Origin of the sequence: Nitratifractor sp. (assembly GCF_015487065.1) — a bacterium.
GTDB lineage: Bacteria > Campylobacterota > Campylobacteria > Campylobacterales > Sulfurovaceae > Nitratifractor.
Window position 1 is genome coordinate 1 of record NZ_WFQN01000108.1, and the last position, 18,600, is coordinate 18,600.

At 57.2% G+C, this 18,600-nt stretch carries 18 protein-coding genes; 12 read left to right on the forward strand and 6 right to left on the reverse strand.

Annotated features, from left to right (window positions below; genetic code table 11):
* On the reverse strand, positions 1-1,477 hold a 1,477-nt coding region (locus F8I07_RS05675), incomplete at its 3' end, for a bifunctional protein-serine/threonine kinase/phosphatase (protein ID WP_292656865.1).
* Positions 1,478-1,599: 122 nt separating this feature from the next.
* Complete coding sequence (locus F8I07_RS05680) at positions 1,600-2,874, reverse strand: nitrate/nitrite transporter (protein WP_292656868.1); 1,275 nt, start codon at positions 2,872-2,874, stop codon at positions 1,600-1,602.
* A gap of 135 nt (positions 2,875-3,009) precedes the next feature.
* On the opposite strand from F8I07_RS05680, the gene F8I07_RS05685 reads away from it, so the two are divergent.
* The 5 genes from F8I07_RS05685 (at position 3,010) to F8I07_RS05705 (ending at position 8,164) form a co-directional block, all read left to right on the forward strand.
* Entirely contained in the window at positions 3,010-4,908 is a 1,899-nt protein-coding gene (locus F8I07_RS05685; protein ID WP_292656871.1) for a ferredoxin--nitrite reductase, read from the forward strand.
* Positions 4,909-5,191: 283 nt separating this feature from the next.
* Entirely contained in the window at positions 5,192-6,454 is a 1,263-nt protein-coding gene (locus F8I07_RS05690; protein WP_292656874.1) for an ammonium transporter, read from the forward strand.
* Positions 6,455-6,492: 38 nt separating this feature from the next.
* The gene (locus tag F8I07_RS05695; RefSeq protein WP_292656877.1) at positions 6,493-6,834 is read left to right on the forward strand and encodes a P-II family nitrogen regulator; all 342 of its coding nucleotides are present in this window, start codon (positions 6,493-6,495) and stop codon (positions 6,832-6,834) included.
* Positions 6,835-7,217: 383 nt separating this feature from the next.
* On the forward strand, positions 7,218-7,655 hold the full coding sequence (locus F8I07_RS05700; RefSeq protein WP_292656880.1) for a permease: 438 nt from the start codon (positions 7,218-7,220) through the stop codon (positions 7,653-7,655).
* Positions 7,652-8,164, forward strand: coding sequence for a permease (locus F8I07_RS05705; protein WP_292656882.1), 513 nt, complete (start codon positions 7,652-7,654; stop codon positions 8,162-8,164). The genes F8I07_RS05700 and F8I07_RS05705 overlap by 4 nt, the downstream gene beginning before the upstream one ends.
* Before the next feature lie 17 nt (positions 8,165-8,181).
* On the opposite strand, the gene F8I07_RS05710 is transcribed toward F8I07_RS05705, so the two are convergent.
* From F8I07_RS05710 to hemB, 3 genes are all read right to left on the reverse strand, one after another.
* Entirely contained in the window at positions 8,182-9,606 is a 1,425-nt protein-coding gene (locus F8I07_RS05710) for a diguanylate cyclase (RefSeq protein WP_292656886.1), read from the reverse strand.
* Between the two features lie 166 nt (positions 9,607-9,772).
* Positions 9,773-11,134 carry an NADP-specific glutamate dehydrogenase gene (gene gdhA, locus F8I07_RS05715; RefSeq protein ID WP_292656889.1) on the reverse strand — a complete coding sequence of 454 codons (1,362 nt, stop codon included), beginning with the start codon at positions 11,132-11,134 and terminating at the stop codon, positions 9,773-9,775.
* A 146-nt stretch (positions 11,135-11,280) separates the two neighbouring features.
* Positions 11,281-12,255, reverse strand: a complete 975-nt coding sequence (gene hemB, locus F8I07_RS05720) for a porphobilinogen synthase (protein ID WP_292656892.1) — start codon at positions 12,253-12,255, stop codon at positions 11,281-11,283.
* A gap of 94 nt (positions 12,256-12,349) precedes the next feature.
* Here hemB and ribA point away from each other — a divergent pair, with 94 nt between their 5' ends.
* The 7 genes from ribA to pyk all read left to right on the forward strand — a co-directional run bounded on the left by ribA (position 12,350) and on the right by pyk (position 17,072).
* Positions 12,350-12,916, forward strand: coding sequence for a GTP cyclohydrolase II (gene ribA, locus F8I07_RS05725; protein ID WP_292656895.1), 567 nt, complete (start codon positions 12,350-12,352; stop codon positions 12,914-12,916).
* Between the two features lie 270 nt (positions 12,917-13,186).
* Positions 13,187-13,822: a 16S rRNA (guanine(527)-N(7))-methyltransferase RsmG gene (gene rsmG / locus F8I07_RS05730; RefSeq protein ID WP_292656898.1), complete on the forward strand. Its 636-nt coding sequence runs from the start codon at positions 13,187-13,189 to the stop codon at positions 13,820-13,822.
* Between the two features lie 39 nt (positions 13,823-13,861).
* Positions 13,862-14,203 (forward strand): TraR/DksA family transcriptional regulator, encoded by a 342-nt coding sequence (locus tag F8I07_RS05735; RefSeq protein WP_292656901.1) that lies wholly within the window; start codon positions 13,862-13,864, stop codon positions 14,201-14,203.
* A 15-nt stretch (positions 14,204-14,218) separates the two neighbouring features.
* Positions 14,219-14,446, forward strand: coding sequence for a PP0621 family protein (locus F8I07_RS05740; protein WP_292656904.1), 228 nt, complete (start codon positions 14,219-14,221; stop codon positions 14,444-14,446).
* Between the two features lie 39 nt (positions 14,447-14,485).
* Positions 14,486-14,872, forward strand: a complete 387-nt coding sequence (locus F8I07_RS05745; protein ID WP_292656907.1) for a hypothetical protein — start codon at positions 14,486-14,488, stop codon at positions 14,870-14,872.
* The gene (locus tag F8I07_RS05750) at positions 14,872-15,561 is read left to right on the forward strand and encodes a rhomboid family intramembrane serine protease (protein ID WP_292656910.1); all 690 of its coding nucleotides are present in this window, start codon (positions 14,872-14,874) and stop codon (positions 15,559-15,561) included. Before F8I07_RS05745 ends, F8I07_RS05750 begins: the two co-directional genes overlap by 1 nt.
* Positions 15,562-15,599: 38 nt before the next feature.
* Positions 15,600-17,072, forward strand: coding sequence for a pyruvate kinase (gene pyk / locus F8I07_RS05755; protein WP_292656913.1), 1,473 nt, complete (start codon positions 15,600-15,602; stop codon positions 17,070-17,072).
* Positions 17,073-17,077: 5 nt separating this feature from the next.
* Here pyk and F8I07_RS05760 read toward each other — a convergent pair whose 3' ends face one another.
* Positions 17,078-18,598, reverse strand: a complete 1,521-nt coding sequence (locus tag F8I07_RS05760; RefSeq protein ID WP_292656915.1) for a Ppx/GppA phosphatase family protein — start codon at positions 18,596-18,598, stop codon at positions 17,078-17,080.
* Positions 18,599-18,600 lie beyond the last annotated feature (2 nt).

The following is an 18,600-nucleotide window of genomic DNA, read 5'->3' on the forward strand; positions in this document are numbered from 1 at the left end:
CACTGTAGCGTTCGTAGCGACGGGTCTTGTCTTTCTCCACCGCCCGCATGATGACCGCTTCGAGCCAGGCGGGGGTGAGGGGATTGAGACGGCGCAGAGGCGTGGGCGTGCGGAAAGTCGGCGTCTGGAAAGGTTCGATCTCCCCGTAGGGGAGTTTGCGACCCAGGGCTTCGTAAAGCGTGACACCGACAGCGAAGATTTCGGTCTGCTCACTGATACTTTCACCGGTGAAGCGTTCGGGGGCCAGATAGCTGGGGGTCCCGGCCCGGGAGGCGAGGGAGAAGATCTCCACGATGGAGCCGAAATCGATCAGTTTGTAGATCCGTTTGCCGTGGCGGCGCAGGACGAGGATGTTTTCAGGTTTGATATCGCCGTGGACCAGATCATAGCGCAGGAGAAACTGACTGGCATGCAGCAGAAATTTCCCCAGATTGACGGCGTCTTCGACGGGCAGGGGTTTGCGGGCGATCTCTTCCTTGAGCGTGGGGGCGTCGATATACTCCATCACATAGTAGCGGCAGCTCCGTTTGGCGGGGATGACCGCCTTGGGGAAGAAGCCCGCTTTGAGGCGGGAGGCGTTCCAGGCCTCTTTGACGAAGAGATCCAGATAACTTTCGTCGTGAATCGCTTCAACGGGCGGGAATTTCAGAACATAGCGTACCCCTTTTTTCTCCGCCAGCCAGGTGCGTTCGTTCTGGATGAGGGGGCGCAGGAGTCTGTAGCCGTCGATCGTTTCACCCTTTTTGAGCTTTTCGGGGATAGGGAGGTCGATCTTCTTGAGGCTTTGGCGCTTGGATTCTCCCAGGATATCGATGACGATCGCCGTCGTGTCGTCGGGGAGGTCATCTTTGACCTTTTTGCTGGCATACTTGATCAGAGGAACCGCGCCGGCGACCATCTGTTCGGTGATCTCCTTTTCGCTGAGCACCGCTTCCAGTCCGTCGCTGGCCAGGAGCAACCGGTCGCCCACATGGAGATTGTTTTCGAAAAAGAAGATCTCCACCTCTTCCTCCATGCCGATGGCCTGGGTCAGGACATGCTCCATCCCCTCCTCGTGGCTGGTATGGGGAACGCTCAGGCGCAGCAGCTCCCCCTCGCGGAGCAGAAAAATTGGAGAATCCCCTACGTTGGCGCCGTAGAGGCGGTTCCCCTCGATGACGGTAACGCTGAGGGTGGTGAGGTACTCAGGGCGTTCGTACTCGTCGATCCCTTCCCGGTAGAGGATTGCGTTGATATTGCTGATGAAGTGACGAAGGGATTTTTCGATACTCCAGCTGCGGGGACGGGCCTTGAAGCTGTCGATGAGGTAATTGACCGCCCGACGGGATGCTTTGGCTCCGGCGGCGGCGCTGCCGACCCCGTCGCCAAGCACCGCGATACAGAGGTCTTCGACCACCCTTACCGCGGCGAAATCTTCACTAAGAGGCTCTTTGCCTTTGGCCAGGCCGAAGGTAGAGGTTTTGAAGAGGGAAGACATGGTTGCTCTTTGTCTATTGGTGTATTAGTGTATTGGTATATTGGTATATTGGGATATTGGCAAAGAGGTTCTATTTTCACTCCCAATACACCAATAACTAATATACCAATAACAAAGTCGGATCAAATCCGACCTCCCGCACTCACTCCCCAGGTGGTGCGCCAGCGGGTTTTGACCAGGCTGATGCCGATGATCGCCACGGCGACGACGGCGGCGAAGAGGAAGAAGCCCGCGGCATAGCTGCCAAAGGCGCTTTTGGACCATCCCAGGGTTTTGATGAGCGCCGTTCCCCCCAGGCCGCCGGCGCAGCCGACGATGCCGGTCATGATTCCCATATCCCGACCGAAGCGCTGAGGCACCAACTGGAAGACCGCGCCGTTGGCCATCCCCAGGTTGGCCATGATCAAAAAGAGGATCAGGATCGCCAGATAGAAGTGTTGCACGAAAGCGTTGAAAACCGCCAAAGCCGCCGTGGCCCCGAAGAAGATATAGAGGCTTTTGACTCCGCCCAGTTTGTCGGCGATGCCGCCCCCCACGGGTCGCAGGACTGCCCCGGCGAAGATACACAGCGCACCGAAGTAGCCGGCGACCACTTTGACGTTGGGTTCGTTGAGGTATTCCAGGCCGAATTGGCTCATATCGACCTGATAGGTGCTCATCAGGTAGACCTTCATATAGTTGGCGAAGCCGACGAAACCTCCGAAGCTGACGGCGTAGAAGAGGCTGAACCACCAGGTATCTTTGTCTTTGAGCAGTTTGAGGTAGTCGCTCAGTTTCTTGGGATTGGGTTTGTAGACATCGGCGGGGGCGTCTTTGGCCATCAGGGCATACATGATGAAAATGAAGGTCGAGAGAATGGCGCCGACCAGAAAAACTGCCTGCCATCCCCAATACTCCGCGATCTTGGGGGCGAAGAGGAAGTCGAGAACGACCCCGATATTTCCTGCACCGGCAAGCCCGAGCACCAGCCCCTGCAGCCTGGGGGGATACCACTGTCCCGCCTGGGGGAGTGCTACGGCGAAGGAGGCACCGGCGAAACCGAGGCCGAAGGCGACGAAAAGCAGCTCGTGGTAGGTGATGTTTTCACCGCGGAAATAGGCATAGAAAAGGGAAGCGATGACAATTGCCTGGGAGATCAGCGCCGTCTTTTTGGCGCCGATTTTGTCGACGCCGAAGCCCAGCAGGATCCGCAGGATCGCTCCGGAGAGGATGGGGATCGCCAGGAGTGTCGCTTTTTGGTTGGGATCGAGGTGGAAGCCGTGGGCCGCCAGCGACTGGCTGATCTCCGTGGCCAGAGGCCCCAGCATGGTCCAGACCATGAAGCTGAAGTCGAAGTAGAGGAACGCGGCCAGCAGCGTCGGAAAGTGCCCGGCCGTTTTGAGTTCACCGAATTTCATTTGTCGTGCTCCTTGAATGGTTGATGTCGAAATTATAGATCAGATAATGTCACGTTGTATGTCTATTTTTTGAACAATACCATGAAAACTTTTTGAATATACTTCCGACAAGAAATTGTTATAGTGAGGTATATAATGAGACTAGAAGCGATCAGCGCCCGACATACAAAAATCAACAAAATAGAGAAGCTCAAAGAGACCCGGAGCTATCAGGAAGCCTGGGAAGCGTTGCAGCGCTACGCCAAAGAGGGATACGACGCCATCAGCAAAGAGGATATGAGCTACTTCCTCAAGACCTTCGGCATCTTCGATCGCCCGGCAACCCCCGGAAAATTCATGCTTCGCGTCCGCATCCCCGGCGGACGCCTGACGAGTGAGCAGGCGACCCGACTGGGCGAGCTCTCCCGGGATTACGGCGAAGACGCCATGGACCTGACGACCCGGATGCAGGTGCAGCTGCGCTATCTGAAGATCGAGGACCTTCCTACGGTCCTGGAGGGGCTTGAAGCGGTGGGCATTACCACCTGGCAGACGGGGGTGGACAACTTCCGCAATATTGTCACCGATCCTCTCGACGGCCTGGCCTTCGACAACCTCATCGAGTGTGCCCCGCTTATCGAAGCGATGCAGTCGCTCTGGCTCAAACAGCCCGACTATATCAATGTGCTTCCCAGGAAGTTCAACACCGCCATCAGCGGCTCACTGGCCAACCGTTGCAACCTCTTCGCCCATGATATCTGCTTCGCCTTGGCTAACAAGGACGGAGAATACGGTTTCAACCTCTACCTGGGGGGCAAGGTCGGGGCCATCGCCGAGCGGGCCGATATCTTCGTTACCCCCGATGAATTGATGGAGCTCTACAAAGCGGTTATCGATACCTATATCCAATACGGTTTCCGGGACAGCCGCAACCGTAACCGGCTTCACTACCTGATCAAAGAGGCGGGAATGGAGACCTACGTCGAAGCGGTCAAAGAGAGCGCCGGCCGGGATTTCGACAGCGCCGGAGAGACCCTGGTCAAAACTCCCCGCACCGAAGAGGCCGACGGGCGGATCCGCCTCAAAGACGGGACGTGGGCTCTGCATACGGTCGTCCCCTCAGGGATCTTCCACGGGACGGCGATGATCGACGCGGCGGAGAATGCTCAAAAGAACGGTTCGGGAACGCTCAACATCTCCACGACCCAGAATCTTTTCCTCCTAGGGGTGCCCACGGAGAAAATCGACGCGGCCCTTTCCGAAGCCCCCTACGACCGCTACCGCAACGTCAGCACCCCTTACTTCAATCAACTCGTTGCCTGCGCCGGCTCAGACCTCTGCCCCTTTGGCGTCATCCCCAACAAAGCCGACGCCATCGAGATGGCCGAGAAACTGGGCGAAAAGGTTCCTCTCCCTGCCGACGCGTCGATCCGGATGCACTGGTCGGGCTGCGTCAAGGGCTGCGGTGTCCACGAGCTGGGGGATATCGGCTTTGTCGGCTGCAAGGTTAAAGTGGACGGTCAGAGCGCCTACGGTGTGCATATCCAGCTGGGAGGCAAATCGACCGCCAGTCAGGAGGAAGCCTACACGATCCTCAAAAGTATTCCGCTGACTCAGGCGACCGACTACGTGGCGCAGTTGGCGTCGGCCTATCGGGATCTGCGCCGGAAGCGGGAGAGCTTCGAACGCTTCGAGAGCCGGGTGCTTCGCCGTTACTCCAAAGGGGCCCTGGGCTTTTTGCTCCACTGGAATGTCCGGATCGCTCTGCCCAAAGGGTGGGAGGCTCTCGCCATCCGGGAAAACCGAGAAGCCTGCGAAGAGCGCAACGAGATCTTTTTGATGGGGCTGGAGATCTACAAGGCCCTCGCCGGCAAAAACGCCTATCAGGGCACGCACCATTACGACCCCATTGAGAAGACCCCCGCCGAAGCGCTCCATCGGCTCAATCCCTTGGTGAACAAAGAACTCAGTGACGTCGTTATGAAAATGATCGCACCGTCCGAAAAGCGTTACGAAGTCTTTACGGAAGTATTGGCGGATCTGGGAATAAAGTAAGATGGAAGATGGAGGATGGAAGATGGAAGATTTTGGATAATCATTTGAATGAAATAAAGAACGGAAACATTTTTCATAACACGTAACACTTAGCACATAGCACAAAATACTTGCGACGGCGCCGAAGGCGCTCCCAATATACCAATACACCAATAACCAAATAACCCCTTGGTGAACGCCAAGGCTCAATTGCCTAAATTTTATACATTTAACTGTACCGATCACGAAAAAATTTGAAATACAATGTGAGCATCCAAATCCCAAACGAAAAAAAGGACGTTTTATGAAGAAAAAACTTCTGACGTTACTCGCAACGCTCCTTCCCGTCGCCGCCATGGCGGGGGAAGCCAAGATCGACACGGGCGATACCGCCTGGATGATCGTCGCCACCGCCTTCGTCATGCTGATGACCCCCGCGGGACTGGCCCTCTTCTACGGCGGTCTGACCCGCCGCAAGAACGTGCTCAACACCATCGGAATGAGCCTGATCGCTTTTGCCGTCGGTACCCTGGTCTGGGTGGTCGCCGGTTACTCCATCGCCTTCGGCTCCGGTGATATCATCGGTACCGGCAAGATCCTCCTGGCCGGCATCACCGACAAGACGGTCAACGGGAGTATTCCCGAGCTGCTCTTCGTCGCCTTCCAGGGAACCTTCGCCGCCATCGCCGTGGCCATCGCCAGCGGTTCGATGATCGAGCGGGTGAAGTTTTCCACCTTTACGATCTTCGCCGCGCTCTGGATCCTGGTCGTCTACGCTCCCATCACCCACTGGGCCTGGGGAGGCGGTGAGATGCTCAACTTCGGCGAGATGGACTTCGCCGGCGGTACCGTCGTGCATATCAACGCCGGGGTCGCCGGATTCGTCGTCGCCATGATCCTCGGCAAGCGCCGGGATTTCGGCAAAAGTGCCTATAAGCCTTTCTCTCCCATCCTGGTGGTTCTGGGAGCGGCGCTGCTCTGGTTCGGATGGTTCGGTTTCAACGCCGGTTCTGAAGTGGCTGCTGACGGTGTCGCCGCCAACGCCTTCCTGGTCACCAATGTCGCCGCCTCTCTCGGTGTGATCGGCTGGCTGCTTGTCGAGTATCTCCTCTATAAGAAGGCGACCCTCGTCGGGGGAGCCTCCGGTGCCGTCGCCGGACTGGTCGCCATCACTCCCGCTTCGGGAAGTGCCGGAGTCGTCGGAGCCATCATCATCGGTCTGATCGGCGGTGCCCTGGGTGCCTTCGGGGTCTCCAAGATCAAAAAGCTCTTCAATGTCGATGACTCTCTGGATGCCTTCTGGGTCCACGGCTTGGTAGGGATCTGGGGATCCATCGCTACGGCGCTGTTTATCGCACCCTATCTGATGCCCGAGAATTTCCATCTGGGAAGCCAGTTGATGGCTCAGATCAAAGCGGTGCTTCTGACCATCGTCTACAGCGGTGTGATGACCGCGGTAGTCTACTTCGTCTCCAGCCTCCTTACCGGCGGCGGACGGGTCGATGACGAGACCGAGCTGATGGGTCTGGACGAAGCGGTCCACGGTGAAGAGGCGATCAACCTCTGATCCCGGAACTCTTGAGAATATTTCAACAAGGATAAAGCATGAAAAAGATCGAAGCAGTGATCAAACCCTTCAAACTCGAAGAGGTCAAAGAGGCGCTGGTCGAGGCGGGCATCGAAGGGATGACCGTCACCGAGGTCAAAGGTTACGGACGCCAGCAGGGCCACAGCGAGCTCTACCGGGGGGCGGAGTATGTGGTGGATTTCATCCCCAAGGTCAAGATTGAGATCGTCGTCAGCAACGACGAGTATCTCAATACCGCCATCAACGCCATCAAAGAGGCGGCCCGCACCGGCAAGATCGGTGACGGAAAGATTTTCGTCAGTCCCGTCGAGCACACCGTCCGGATCCGGACCGGTGAAGAGGACGAAGAAGCACTCTGACTCCCATCTTCCCTCCGGCCCCGGAGGGATGCACTTTCTTTCAACTGCTTTCCCTCCTTCTCTTACTTTTCGATTCGACTTTATTTCCTGGACGCTCAAATCCTTTTCTTTGCAACCGTTTTTGTCCATCATTTTCAGCTCATGGAGTCTGGACCCCATGGAATACCTGGAACCCAAATCATGCATTAGCCAGTACGCCATCTGCCCCAATCATCGGTGACATGGGCGATTCGTCCAAAGCCTCGACGCACCCTCCGGGTGCGCCTGCGTTTCGGTCGAACACCCCAGCCGACCGAGCGTTGGCACATCTGGCACACTTTCTACTGCATGGTTTGGGTTGAATATAGTATGCTATGCTCCGAAAGTTCCACAAAGGAGTCGTCATGTCCGCTGAGAAAAGCATCAGTTTCCCGAAGAGTCTGAAGCAGGCGGGGCTCTCGATGCTCTCTATGATGCCCATGATCCTGGCGATCATCGGGCTGGTGGGACTGTTTCAAAGCTATGTCAGTGAAGCGACACTCGCTTCGGTCTTCAACGGAAACGCGGTGCACGATACCCTGGTGGGGACGCTGGCGGGGATGGTGGCCGTCGGGCAGGCGATCGTCAGCTACATTTTGGGCGGGGAGCTTCTCAAGGAGGGGGTGAGCCTCTATGCCGTGACCGCCTTTATCCTGGCCTGGGTGACTCTGGGGGTGGTGCAGCTGCCTCTGGAGGCGTCGGTGCTGGGCGTTCGATTTACCTGGCGGCGAAATCTTTTGGCGTTTTTTTCGACGATGCTGGTGGCGGTCATGACGGTGAGAATCCTGGAGTGGTGGCGATGAGCAGAGAGCGGAATCGGCCTCGGTGGAGGGGGCTACGACTGCTTGGGTTGGTGAGTCTGCTTTATCTGGGCCTAGCCCTGGCCGGAAGCCCCGGCGCGGGGCACGCTTTGCACAAAATGTTGACCATTTTGGCCACGCTGCTGCCGATTTTGGCGGTGGTGGTCTTTATCGCCGGCGCGATCAACTATTTTCTCGATCCGAAAGTTTTGGCCAAACATCTGGGCGAAGAGAGCGGTTGGCGGGGCTGGATGATTGCCCTGGGAGCCGGGGTGCTCAGTCACGGGCCGATGTATGCCTGGTATCCGGTGATCGAAGAATTGCGACGCCACGGTATGCGTGACGGCCTGGTAGCGGCCTTTTTCTATGCGCGGGCGATCAAAGTGCCGCTGCTGCCGATGATGGCGGCCTATTTCGGTCTCGATTTCACGATACTTTTGACGGGATTGACGCTTGTGGCTGCCTGGGGGCAGGGAGTGATGCTAGATGCGCTGGGCACCGGGGATCAATAGGGATCGAAGCGATCGACTTACTGCTGGAGAAAGACGACGTGTCCTTTACCGTTCTTTTTGGCGCGGTACATGGCGGTATCGGCCCGACTGATGAGCGCATCGGGATCGGTGATATTTTTTGGGAGCGGAATCATTCCGATACTGGCGGAGAGCTGAAGCGTCTCCTTGCGAAGGTAGATGGGGGCTTCGATCTCTTGGATAAGCCGAGACATGATCTTTTCGGCCTCATCGGGGTGCTTGATTTTTCGTAGGACGATGAGAAACTCATCGCCCCCCAGGCGTAGAAGTTCATCGCCGTTTCTGAGAAAGGCACGGATCCGTGCGGCGATCTCTTTGAGGACCAGATCCCCTACCGCATGGCCGTATTGGTCATTGATCTTTTTGAATCCGTCGAGATCGAGATAGCAGAGCATCGAGAGCGTATGATCGTCGGCACGCCGTTGATGGTTCAAAAGCTGAGGCAGGTAGTGGCGGTTGGGCAGACCGGTCAGCTGATCCTGATGGGCGACGGCGTGCAGATGGGCCAGGGCCTGATCCTTTTCCCGGAAGATGATGCCGACGAAGAGAGCCAAAAAGAGATTGGAGAGGATGAAAAAGTTGAGATTCAACAGCGATTGGGTCAGATCCTGAGAGCTGTAGGCGAAGAGCCCCTGGCCGTTGTGGGTGAACCAGAGGGTACTCAAGGCCAATCCGACGGCCGCTCCCAAGCCGTAGAGCATATCTTTGTGGATGCAGTGGATTAGCAAGGGAATCGTGATCATCATCAGGACGGGGAGGCTGTGGATATGCAGGGTGATCTGCATCAGATAATTGAGCGCGGCCATGCCGAAAATGTAGACACCGAGTCTTAGGTAATTGATCCGTCGATATCCGGTATGCAGCAAAAGGAGGAAAGGGGTGATGAGCAGCTGTCCCAGGACATTGCCGAACCACCAGAAAAAGAGGCTATTTTTAAAAGAGGAGAGCGGTTCCATCCCTGCCAGATAGAGGACGCCGTTTCCCAGGATGGCGCTAAAGGGTTGCAGAATGAGGAGGATCATCCCCGTCAGCAGCATCAGATCGCGGATGCTGCTCAAATTGAGATCCAGCGCATAACGGCGGGAAAGCCGGTAGGCGATGAGGGCTTCGAGACTATTGACCAGAGCAATGCCCCCTGCGGGAAACCAGCCGAGGCCGGAATTGAGCGCCAGCAACAGTTGTCCCAGGAAAATCCCCGGGATGATCCGGGGGCCGTAGATCAGCACTCCGGCCAGGGCAAACCCCTCCGGCAAAAAAGCCGAGAGTGTCACGACACCGTTTTGGTGATAGATGCTGAAGCTCAACCCTCCCGCCAGGAGATAGAGAAGAATCATGGCGATGTTGAGAATCGCGATCCTTCCGACCCCGCTACTGAAGTAGCCGGCCATCTCTTCGTCAGGAGATGTATTGATATGCTTGACCACCTCTTCTTTTCCCTTCCTTCTGCGATACATCATTATATTTTATGATTTCAAAAAATAATCAAATGGCGATTTAATTTTTATTCTACCAGAAAAATGAGATCTGTAAAGCAACAATTCTTTAAAAACTCTTCAAAATTTCCAGTTGTTTAGATCGCATCCCGGCTATTTAGACCGCTCCCTCGTCGATCATGGCATCGGCGACCCGGCGGAATCCGGCGATGTTGGCTCCCATGAGCAGGTCCCCTTCGTGGCCGAACTCCCGGGCGGTTTCGTCGGCGGTTTCGAAGATGCTCTTCATGATGCCGAAGAGTTTGGTATCCACTTCGGCAAAGCTCCAGCGCTGCATGCTGGCGTTTTGGGCCATCTCCAGCTGGCTGACGGCGACACCCCCGGCATTGGCGGCCTTGGCGGGGCCGAAGAGCACTTTGTGCTTCCGGAGGTATTCGAGGGCTTCGGGGGTGGTAGGCATGTTGGCGCCTTCATTGACCAGGATGCAGCCGTTTTTGACCAGGTTTTTGGCGTCGACGAGGGTCAGTTCGTTCTGGGTGGCGCTGGGGAAGGCCACGTCGCAGGGGATCGACCAGACGGCGTGGCCTCCTTCGGGGTACTGGTGGGCCGGGATGTAGGTGGCGTCGGGATGGAGCTGGGCGTACTTCTCCAGGGACTCTCTGCCCACCTCCTTGATCGCCTTGAGGGTCTTGACGTCGATCCCCTTGGGGTGGTGGATGGTCCCGCGGCTGTCGGAGCAGGTGACGGGGATCGCGCCCATGCTTTTGAGCTTCTCGATGGTGTAGGTAGCGACATTTCCCGCTCCGGAGACGCAGCAGGTTTTGCCTTTGAGCTCGTCGCCGTGTTTGTTGAGGATATGTTCGGCGAAATAGACCGAGCCGTAGCCGGTGGCTTCCCGACGGCCGAAAGAACCGCCCCAGCCGACGCCTTTGCCGGTCATGGCTCCTTCGAAGGTTCCGGTGAGGAGTTTGTACTGGCCGAAGAGGTAGCCGATCTCCCGGGCGCCGACGCCGATATCCCCGGCGGGGACATCCTTGGTGGTGCCGATATGGCGGTAGAGCTCGTTCATAAAGGCTTGGCAGAAGCGGTTGATCTCGGCGTCGCTTTTGCCCTTGGGGTCGAAGTTGCTCCCTCCTTTACCGCCGCCGATTCCCAAGCCGGTGAGGGCGTTTTTGAAGATCTGTTCGAAGCCCAGGAATTTGACGATCCCCAGATTGACGGAAGGATGGAAGCGTAGCCCCCCTTTGTAGGGCCCCAGAGTGGAGTTGAACTGGACCCGGTAGCCCAGATTGGTTTGGATCTTTCCGGCGTCGTCGATCCAAGTGACGCGAAAGATGATGGTCCGTTCCGGCAGGATGATCCGTTCCAGGATGCTGTGATCCCGGTATTTGTGTTCCTCTTCCAGCAGAGGGGTAAGGCTCTCGAAGACCTCGGTGGCGGCCTGGTAGAACTCCTCCTGACCGGGGGAACACTCCCGGATGAATTTCAGAACATCCTCGATGTACTCTTTGGCGCTCATGATGGGGATCCTTTAGGAAATACGTGAAATCATTGTAACACAAAGATCGGGAGTGAAGAGGGAATTGGAGGGTCGGAAAACCACGACGAAAGACAAAACTGATCCAGCTTTTGTAGGGTGGTGCCCTATGGGCCCACCTTCCCCATTCAACGTTCTTTTAGGATTTTGGCCGCCTCTTTGGCGTGGTAGCTGATGATGAGGTCGGCGCCGGCCCGCTTGAAGCCCAGGAGCGTCTCCATCATCACCCGCTCGTAGTCGATGACCCTCGCTTTGGCGGCCATCTTGAGCATGGAGTATTCGCCGCTGACGTTGTAGACCGCCAGCGGCAGTCGGCTGGCCTCCCGGATGTCCCGAAGGATGTCCAGATAGGCCAGGCCCGGTTTGACCATCAGGATGTCGGCTCCCTCTTTTTCGTCTTCGAGGGATTCGAGAATCGCTTCGCGGCGGTTGGCGGGGTTCATCTGGTAGCTGCGGCGGTCACCGAAGCTGGGGGCACTCTCGGCTACGTCCCGGAAGGGACCGTACCAGGCGCTGGCGAATTTGGTGGAGTAGCTCATGATGGGCAGATGCTCGTAGCCCGCTGCGTCCAAAGCTTCCCGAATGGCGGTGATCATCCCGTCCATCATCCCGCTGGGGGCGATCATATCGGCCCCAGCTTTGGCATGGATCACCGCCTGCTTGCCCAGGTTGAGGAGCGTCGCATCGTTGTCCACGGTCTCCAGGACCGGGTCGAGGATCCCGCAGTGGCCGTGGTCGGTGTATTCGCAGAAGCAGAGGTCGGTAACGACGAAGAGGTCGGGATGGGCCGCTTTGAGCTCCCGGATCGCCGTGGCGATGATGCCGTGCTCGCAGAGAGCGTCGGAACCGACACTGTCTTTGACGTCGGGGATACCGAAGAGAATCACCGCCCGGAGCCCCAGGCTTTTGAGCTCATCACACTCCCGGATCGCTTCGTCGATACTCAGCTGAAAGACCCCGGGCATGGAGGCGACTTCATTGCGGATCCCCTCACCGCTGCGGATAAAGAGAGGGTAGATGAAATCGTCCGTGCTCAGGTGGGTCTCCTGGAGCAGATCCCTCAGGACCGGAGAGAGGCGTTTGCGTCGGAATCGGGTAAACATCGGGGTTTCCTTTGAAAGAGGTTTGGCTAATTTTACTCGTTTTAACCCAAATTTACGTTTTTGTCTCTGGGGCGGCTTGGGGTATAATGCCTCCATGAAAAAAATCGAAATCTCCAATATCGCTACCCTGCCCACGCGTCACGGGACTTTCCGGATCCAGGCTTTTCGGGAAGGGGACAAAGAGCATCTGGCCATGTTTACCGAACCGCTGCCGGAGGTCCCGCTGGTGCGGGTCCACTCCGAGTGTCTTACCGGCGATGCTCTGGGATCGATCAAATGTGACTGTGGGGAGCAGCTGCAGGCGGCCCTGGAACGGATCGCCGCCGAGGGGGGGATGCTGATCTATCACCGGCAGGAGGGGCGCAACATCGGCCTGCTCAACAAAGTCAACGCCTACGCCCTGCAGGATCAGGGGCTCGATACCGTGGCGGCGAACCATCAGCTGGGATTCGCCGCGGATGAACGGACTTATGAGATCGTCGAGACGATCCTGGAACATTTCGGCATTACCCGGATGCGTCTGCTGACCAACAATCCCCGGAAGATCGAATCGCTGCAAAATGTGGAGATCGTGGAGCGTATTCCTCTCGTTATCACGCCCAACCCCTATAATGAAAAGTATCTGCAGACCAAAAAAGAGCAGATGGGACATTTGCTTTGAGTGCATTGCACTCAAAGCAAATTAGGAATGAGGAATTAGGAATGAGGAACCGAAGAAGTCGGGTAGAGTGGGATTGTAATCCCACGAACCTGTGAAGAGGCTAAATGAGTACCCCTTTCCATTAAATGAAGGCTTCAGGGTCTCTTCTTCATTTCTTTTTCTTTGTTTACGCGACAAAGAAAAAGGAAACGAAGCAAAGAAAAAGAAAACGCGAGGGGCTGACGTCTGTTCGATTATGTCCTGTGGGGAAGATGTTTTAAAGAGTAAATGATGGATGAAAGTGGACGGTTATTGAGAGGGCTCCTGCGGCGAAAGTTGAACGAGGGCGGTCTGGAATATGACGAAGCGCTTCTAGAGCGGCTGGGACGTTTCGCCGAGCTGTTGCAGGAGTGGAATGTTATTCACAATCTGACGGCGGATGCGTCGCCGGAGGCGGTGGCGGCCAATGTGCTGGACTCCCTCTATCCGCATACTTTTGTTGAAAAACCCGACTCGCTGCTGGATGTGGGAACGGGGGCCGGGTTTCCGGGGCTGATCTTGGCGGCGGCGTGGCCGGAGGTGCCGACGGTGCTTTGTGAACCGCTGAAGAAACGGGCGGCCTTTCTACGCTATGCGGCCCTGGAGATGGGCCTGGATCGGGTGACGGTCGCCCGCCGACGGGTGGAGGAGCTCCGGCATGCTCCTTTCGGCCTTATCAGCTCCCGGGCGGTGAGTGATACCGGGCTGCTTTTGAAACTGACGGCGAAGCTGAGTGACGCGCAGACCCGCTACCTCTTCTACAAAGGGAGTCGTCTGGCAGAGGAGATCGAAACGATTCCTCCGGGGCTTCGGGTCCGGATCGTCGAGCGGGTACCGAGACGTTACCTCTACCTCCTGCCCCAAACCGAAAAATCGGTAGAAACGTGATATGATTACTTCCAATATCTTTTAGTGAGAAGGTGAACGATGAAGAAACGGAACGATCTGGATCTGGAGCACTTCAAAGCACTGCTTGAGGCGGAACGTGAGCGTTTGCTCAAAGAGATCGACGGTGTGGCCGGAGATACGCAGGCATTGGAGGTGGCAGCTTCCGAAGCGGAGGATCGGGGCGATATTTCGGAGATCGACGCCCAAAACGCCATCGATCAGCGTCTGTTGCAGGATCTGAAGCGTCAGCTTCACGAAGTAGATGAGGCCCTCAAACGCATCGAAGAGGGAGACTACGGGATCTGTGAAAAGACCGGCAAACCGATTCCCGTGGAGCGGCTCGAAGCCTATCCGGCCGCCCGTACGCTTGCCGACGTCTAGTAGGATGGTTGTACCGTGTGGCTGAAGCTCTTGATCATCGGCGGGATCCTCTATGCGCTTTATCGGGTAGCGGGGGGAAGTGTGTTGCCCGGGAAAAAAGAGAACCGCTCCAAAGAGGCTGAAGAGGCTGAAGAGGGGGAGACTCTGGTGGAGTGCAGCAAATGCTCCACCTATGTGGTGAAGAAAGAGGCGATATTCTATCGGGGAAAATATTACTGTAGTAGAGAGTGCCTTCCCAAATAAGCGACCTAAAAAAGATTCAAATAATCAAGGAGTATATCTATGCTGATTTTCGGACATCCCTGGATCGAAAGTCCCCGCTTTGTCAAAGTCTTTTCTCTGGAGGACATCGCCCGGACACGGCCGGAAGATGTGCTGCTGCTGGAGCCCCTGAGTGTCTCCATCGAGCTGGCGAAACATTGTCGGAAAAACGATCTGATTTTTGCGGTGACCACCGGGTCGATCAAAGAGGCGATCTTCGCCAATGCCGTCGGGGCCGCGTATGCCATCTGTCAGCACGAATTGGCGATCGTGCTGCAGAAAGTGGCGGAGGAGTATCTCTTTGATATGAAGATTCTTGTTTTGGTTGAAAGTGAACGGGGGATCGAGACGATGGCGCGTTTCGGGATTGACGGGGTGATTTTCTCCGAAGCGATCGTCCAGGCCTGATGGAGCGGGGAGGGGGATCGACACCGCTGACCTGGGGGTTGATCGGACTTTCGCTCCTGGGATACATCGCCGAGGGGCTCTGCGGCGGAGATTGGGGGACGATCGGCGGCAAGACCCTGGTCGCCTGCGGCGGTCTCTACGGCCCGGCGCTCTTTGAAGGCGGAGAGTGGTGGCGGCTGCTGAGCGCCATGTTCCTCCACGGCGGTATCGAACATCTGGCACTGAATATGATCTCTCTCTACATCGTGGGGCGGATCATGGAAGTCTACTTTCCTCCTCTGGACTATCTGCTGATCTACTTTCTCTCCGGGATCGGGGGTTTTCTACTCTCTCTCGCTTTGCACCCGGATACGGTCATCATCGGCGCCAGCGGCGCGATCTTCGGGATCTTCGGGGCGCTAGGGGGCTTCGTCCTCTTTCATCGGGAGCGGCTGGGGAGTCACTATCATACGTTTCTGAAAGAATTCGGGATCATTCTGGGGTTGAACCTTGTTTTCGATCTGGCGGTCCCCGGGATCGATATGAGTGCTCATATCGGCGGCCTGCTTCTCGGGGGTATCGGCGGCTATCTGGCCAGCGGGCATCGGCGTTTATTCTATCTTTTCGTCGCGGGGGTTTCTCTCGGGATTCTGGCGGGAGCTTTCTGGCTTCAGAAACACTTCGCGCTTTCGTCGATACCATATTTTTGACAGGAAGGCGTTTCTAGCGGCAGCAGAAAGGAGAGGGGATGAAAAAACATTGCAAAATTCTGGCGACGGTAGGGCCGGCCTGCCAGTCGGTGGAGCGATTGACGGAGATGATCCGGGCAGGAGCCAATCTCTTCCGGCTCAATTTCAGTCACGGCGATCACGCCTACCATCGGCAGAGCCTGGAAGCGATCCGGGAAGCCTCCCGCCGGACCGGTCTGCATGTGGGGATTTTGCAGGATATCAGCGGTCCCAAGGTGCGCATCGGCAAGCTGGAGAAGGATCTTTTCCTGGAGGTGGGAGATCGGATCGAGTTTGTCCGGGATGAGGTGGTGGGGCATTTCGACCGGCCCCATCACCTGGTGGTGAGCCTCAACCACCCGGAGCTTCTGGACAAGCTCAAAGTGGGTGAGCTGATCTACCTCTATGACGGGATCATCTGTGCCAGAGTGGTGCGGATCGGCCGGAGCGTGGAGGCGGAGGTGATCAGCGGCGGGATGCTCTCGTCACGCAAGGGAGTCAACTTTCCCAACACCCGGCTCGACCTGGATGTGCTGACCGAGAAGGACAAAGAAGATATCGCCTGGGGGGTCGAGCACGGTGTCGATTTTATGGCGATCTCCTTTGTCCAGAAAGCGTCGGATATCACTCGGGTCCGGGAGTTGGTGGGCTCCCTGGAGGGGCAGCAGGATCTCATCGCCAAGATCGAGAAGTTCGACGCGGTGGAGAACATCGACGCGATTCTGGCCGTGAGTGACGGGCTAATGGTGGCCCGGGGAGACCTGGGGATCGAGATCCCCTACTATCGGGTCCCGGAGGTGCAGAAGCTGTTGATCCGCAAAGCCAACGAAGCCTCCAAACCGGTAATCACCGCGACCCAGATGCTCCTGAGCATGACCCATGCGGAGCGGGCGACCCGGGCGGAGATCAGCGATGTAGCCAATGCAGTCCTGGACGGCTCCGACTGTCTGATGCTCTCGGAGGAGAGCGCCATCGGGGAGTTCCCGGTCCAGGCGGTGGAGACGATGAGCGTCACGATCCGGGAAGCGGAAGCGGTCTATCCCTATTTCAAAATTCATCAGTTTCCCTACAGCGACGAAATGGATGTGATCGACGAATCGGCGGTCAACCTGGTGGAGAATATCGACGCGGCGGCGATTCTGGCCATCACCAGCTCCGGACAGTCGGCGCGGAAGCTCTCACGCTATCGTCCGAAGCAGCCGATCTATGCCGTGACCCATACGGAGGAAGTCGCCCGTAAGCTGACGATGGTCTGGGGGGTCGTTCCGGCTTTCCGTTCGGCGGCGGAGAGTGCGCGGCAGATGATGATCGACGTGATTCGCCGGGGATTGGAAAAAAAGGTCCTGAAGCCCGAGCACAACTATGTGGTGACGGCGGGAGACCCTCCGGGAGTCCCCGGGACCACCAACATTATTCGGATACTGCGCCGCCGGGAGCTGGAGCATTTCGCCAAATTGGCCCGGGAAAACCGGATCCCGAAAGATTGGGAGTAACGCTTTTACCCCTGCCGTCCTATCACTTCGTCAATCTCGCCGCTGCAGGCACTCTCCCAGCCGTCGAGGAGTTCGACGGTGATCCCTTTGGGGGTCTGGAGACCGGCGATGGCTTCATGGGCCAGATAGAGGGGACGGTCGCTGTGGATTTGCAGGGTGTCGCCCTTCCAGGAGAAGTCGATGGCGGCTTTGGAAGAGTTTTCGTGGAGGATCAGCGTGAGGGTGTAGGCGAAACTGAGCCACTTGATCACCTCTTTGGAAGGCAAGAGCGGCTTGTAGCGCCGGTAGAGCGGCTTGTAATAGAGTGAATCCCCTTTGGAGCGCATCAGCAGGGCGATGGTGAGCATCTGAGAGTGGGTGAAGCCGAAGTTGAGCTCCTGCATGGCGATATAGAAGGCGTGCTGGTGTTCTTTGTAGATGGTGAGCATCTTGCCGATATTGGAGAGACTCAGGGCGTCGGAGAGCAGCTGCAGATGCTCCGGTCGGCTTCTGTAACGGTCGGCGACGGTTTCAAAGAGCCGCCGTCCGATGCGCTGTTTGTTCCCCTCGGGGAGCTTGAGGAGATCGAAGCGGTCCTTGATGCTGCGGAGGCTGGGGTTGATCCCCGGGGGAAAGCGCAGGCTGTCCCGACGCAGTAGATCATGGAGGAAGACCCCCTCCCGCACCCCGACGCCGCTGGTGAGAACTTCATCGGCCTCCAGACGGCGCAGGACCTCTAGGAAGATGAGCGCCCCCTCCCGGATCGTGTCGAAACGGTTCTTTTTGATGGAGAGCTCTCCCAGATGTTCCATCGGGGCTTCGACGATCGTTTTGAGATAGGCTTTGTGCTCTTTGAGCCGGTAGCCGAAGGCGTGGATCTTGTCGAAAGGGTAGTCGCTTTCGATCATGATGCCCCGGGCCAGGGCCCGGGCGGTTCCGCCGATGCCGATGGCCAGGGAACTGCGGAAATTATCGGGGAGGATTTCGAGACGTTGGCGGATAGAGGCTTTGGCCTCTTTGAGGCCGCGTCCCGTATCGGTAAAGAGCTCTTTGATCCGGACGGTTCCCAGATCCAGGGAGACCGCTTCGACGATGCGACCGTTTCGGATCAGCGCCATATCGGTGGAGCCGCCGCCGATATCGACGGTGATGCCCTCCTCGATCGGCAGCAGGTTCAACGCGGCGATCGCCCCGTAGCGGGCCTCCTTGAGTCCGTCGATGACCCGGATCTGCAGACCGAGGCGCTGACGGACGACCCGGAGAAAGGCCTCCCGGTTGGGGGCGTCTCGTAGGGCGGAGGTGGCGACACAGTGGATTTTGTGGACTTTGTATTCTTTGAGGGTGTGGGTAAAAGAGTGCAGAGCTCCGAAGGCCCGGCGGATGCCGACCGGCTGGAGATAGCCCCCCGCCTCATAGGCCCCTTCTCCGATACGGACGCGGCTCTTTTGCTGGGCGATGAGGTGAAAGCCGTAGCGGCTGGTGCGTTGGAAGATCACCAACCGGGCGGAGTTGGAACCGATGTCGATGACGGCGATACGTTTGGGCATCG

Bases quoted from the DNA above. Each gene is read 5' to 3' on its own strand.
- gdhA (WP_292656889.1), bottom strand. From the start codon at position 11,134: ATGAGCGCCAAAGAGTACATCGAGGATGTTCTGAAATTCATCCGGGAG.
- F8I07_RS05695 (WP_292656877.1), top strand. From the start codon at position 6,493: ATGAAAAAGATCGAAGCAGTGATCAAACCCTTCAAACTCGAAGAGGTC.
- pyk (WP_292656913.1), top strand. From the start codon at position 15,600: ATGAAAAAACATTGCAAAATTCTGGCGACGGTAGGGCCGGCCTGCCAG.
- F8I07_RS05705 (WP_292656882.1), top strand. From the start codon at position 7,652: ATGAGCAGAGAGCGGAATCGGCCTCGGTGGAGGGGGCTACGACTGCTT.
- F8I07_RS05735 (WP_292656901.1), top strand. From the start codon at position 13,862: ATGAAGAAACGGAACGATCTGGATCTGGAGCACTTCAAAGCACTGCTT.
- F8I07_RS05685 (WP_292656871.1), top strand. From the start codon at position 3,010: ATGAGACTAGAAGCGATCAGCGCCCGACATACAAAAATCAACAAAATA.
- F8I07_RS05680 (WP_292656868.1), bottom strand. From the start codon at position 2,874: ATGAAATTCGGTGAACTCAAAACGGCCGGGCACTTTCCGACGCTGCTG.
- F8I07_RS05700 (WP_292656880.1), top strand. From the start codon at position 7,218: ATGTCCGCTGAGAAAAGCATCAGTTTCCCGAAGAGTCTGAAGCAGGCG.
- ribA (WP_292656895.1), top strand. From the start codon at position 12,350: ATGAAAAAAATCGAAATCTCCAATATCGCTACCCTGCCCACGCGTCAC.
- F8I07_RS05690 (WP_292656874.1), top strand. From the start codon at position 5,192: ATGAAGAAAAAACTTCTGACGTTACTCGCAACGCTCCTTCCCGTCGCC.
- F8I07_RS05745 (WP_292656907.1), top strand. From the start codon at position 14,486: ATGCTGATTTTCGGACATCCCTGGATCGAAAGTCCCCGCTTTGTCAAA.
- rsmG (WP_292656898.1), top strand. From the start codon at position 13,187: ATGGATGAAAGTGGACGGTTATTGAGAGGGCTCCTGCGGCGAAAGTTG.
- F8I07_RS05760 (WP_292656915.1), bottom strand. From the start codon at position 18,598: ATGCCCAAACGTATCGCCGTCATCGACATCGGTTCCAACTCCGCCCGG.
- hemB (WP_292656892.1), bottom strand. From the start codon at position 12,255: ATGTTTACCCGATTCCGACGCAAACGCCTCTCTCCGGTCCTGAGGGAT.
- F8I07_RS05750 (WP_292656910.1), top strand. From the start codon at position 14,872: ATGGAGCGGGGAGGGGGATCGACACCGCTGACCTGGGGGTTGATCGGA.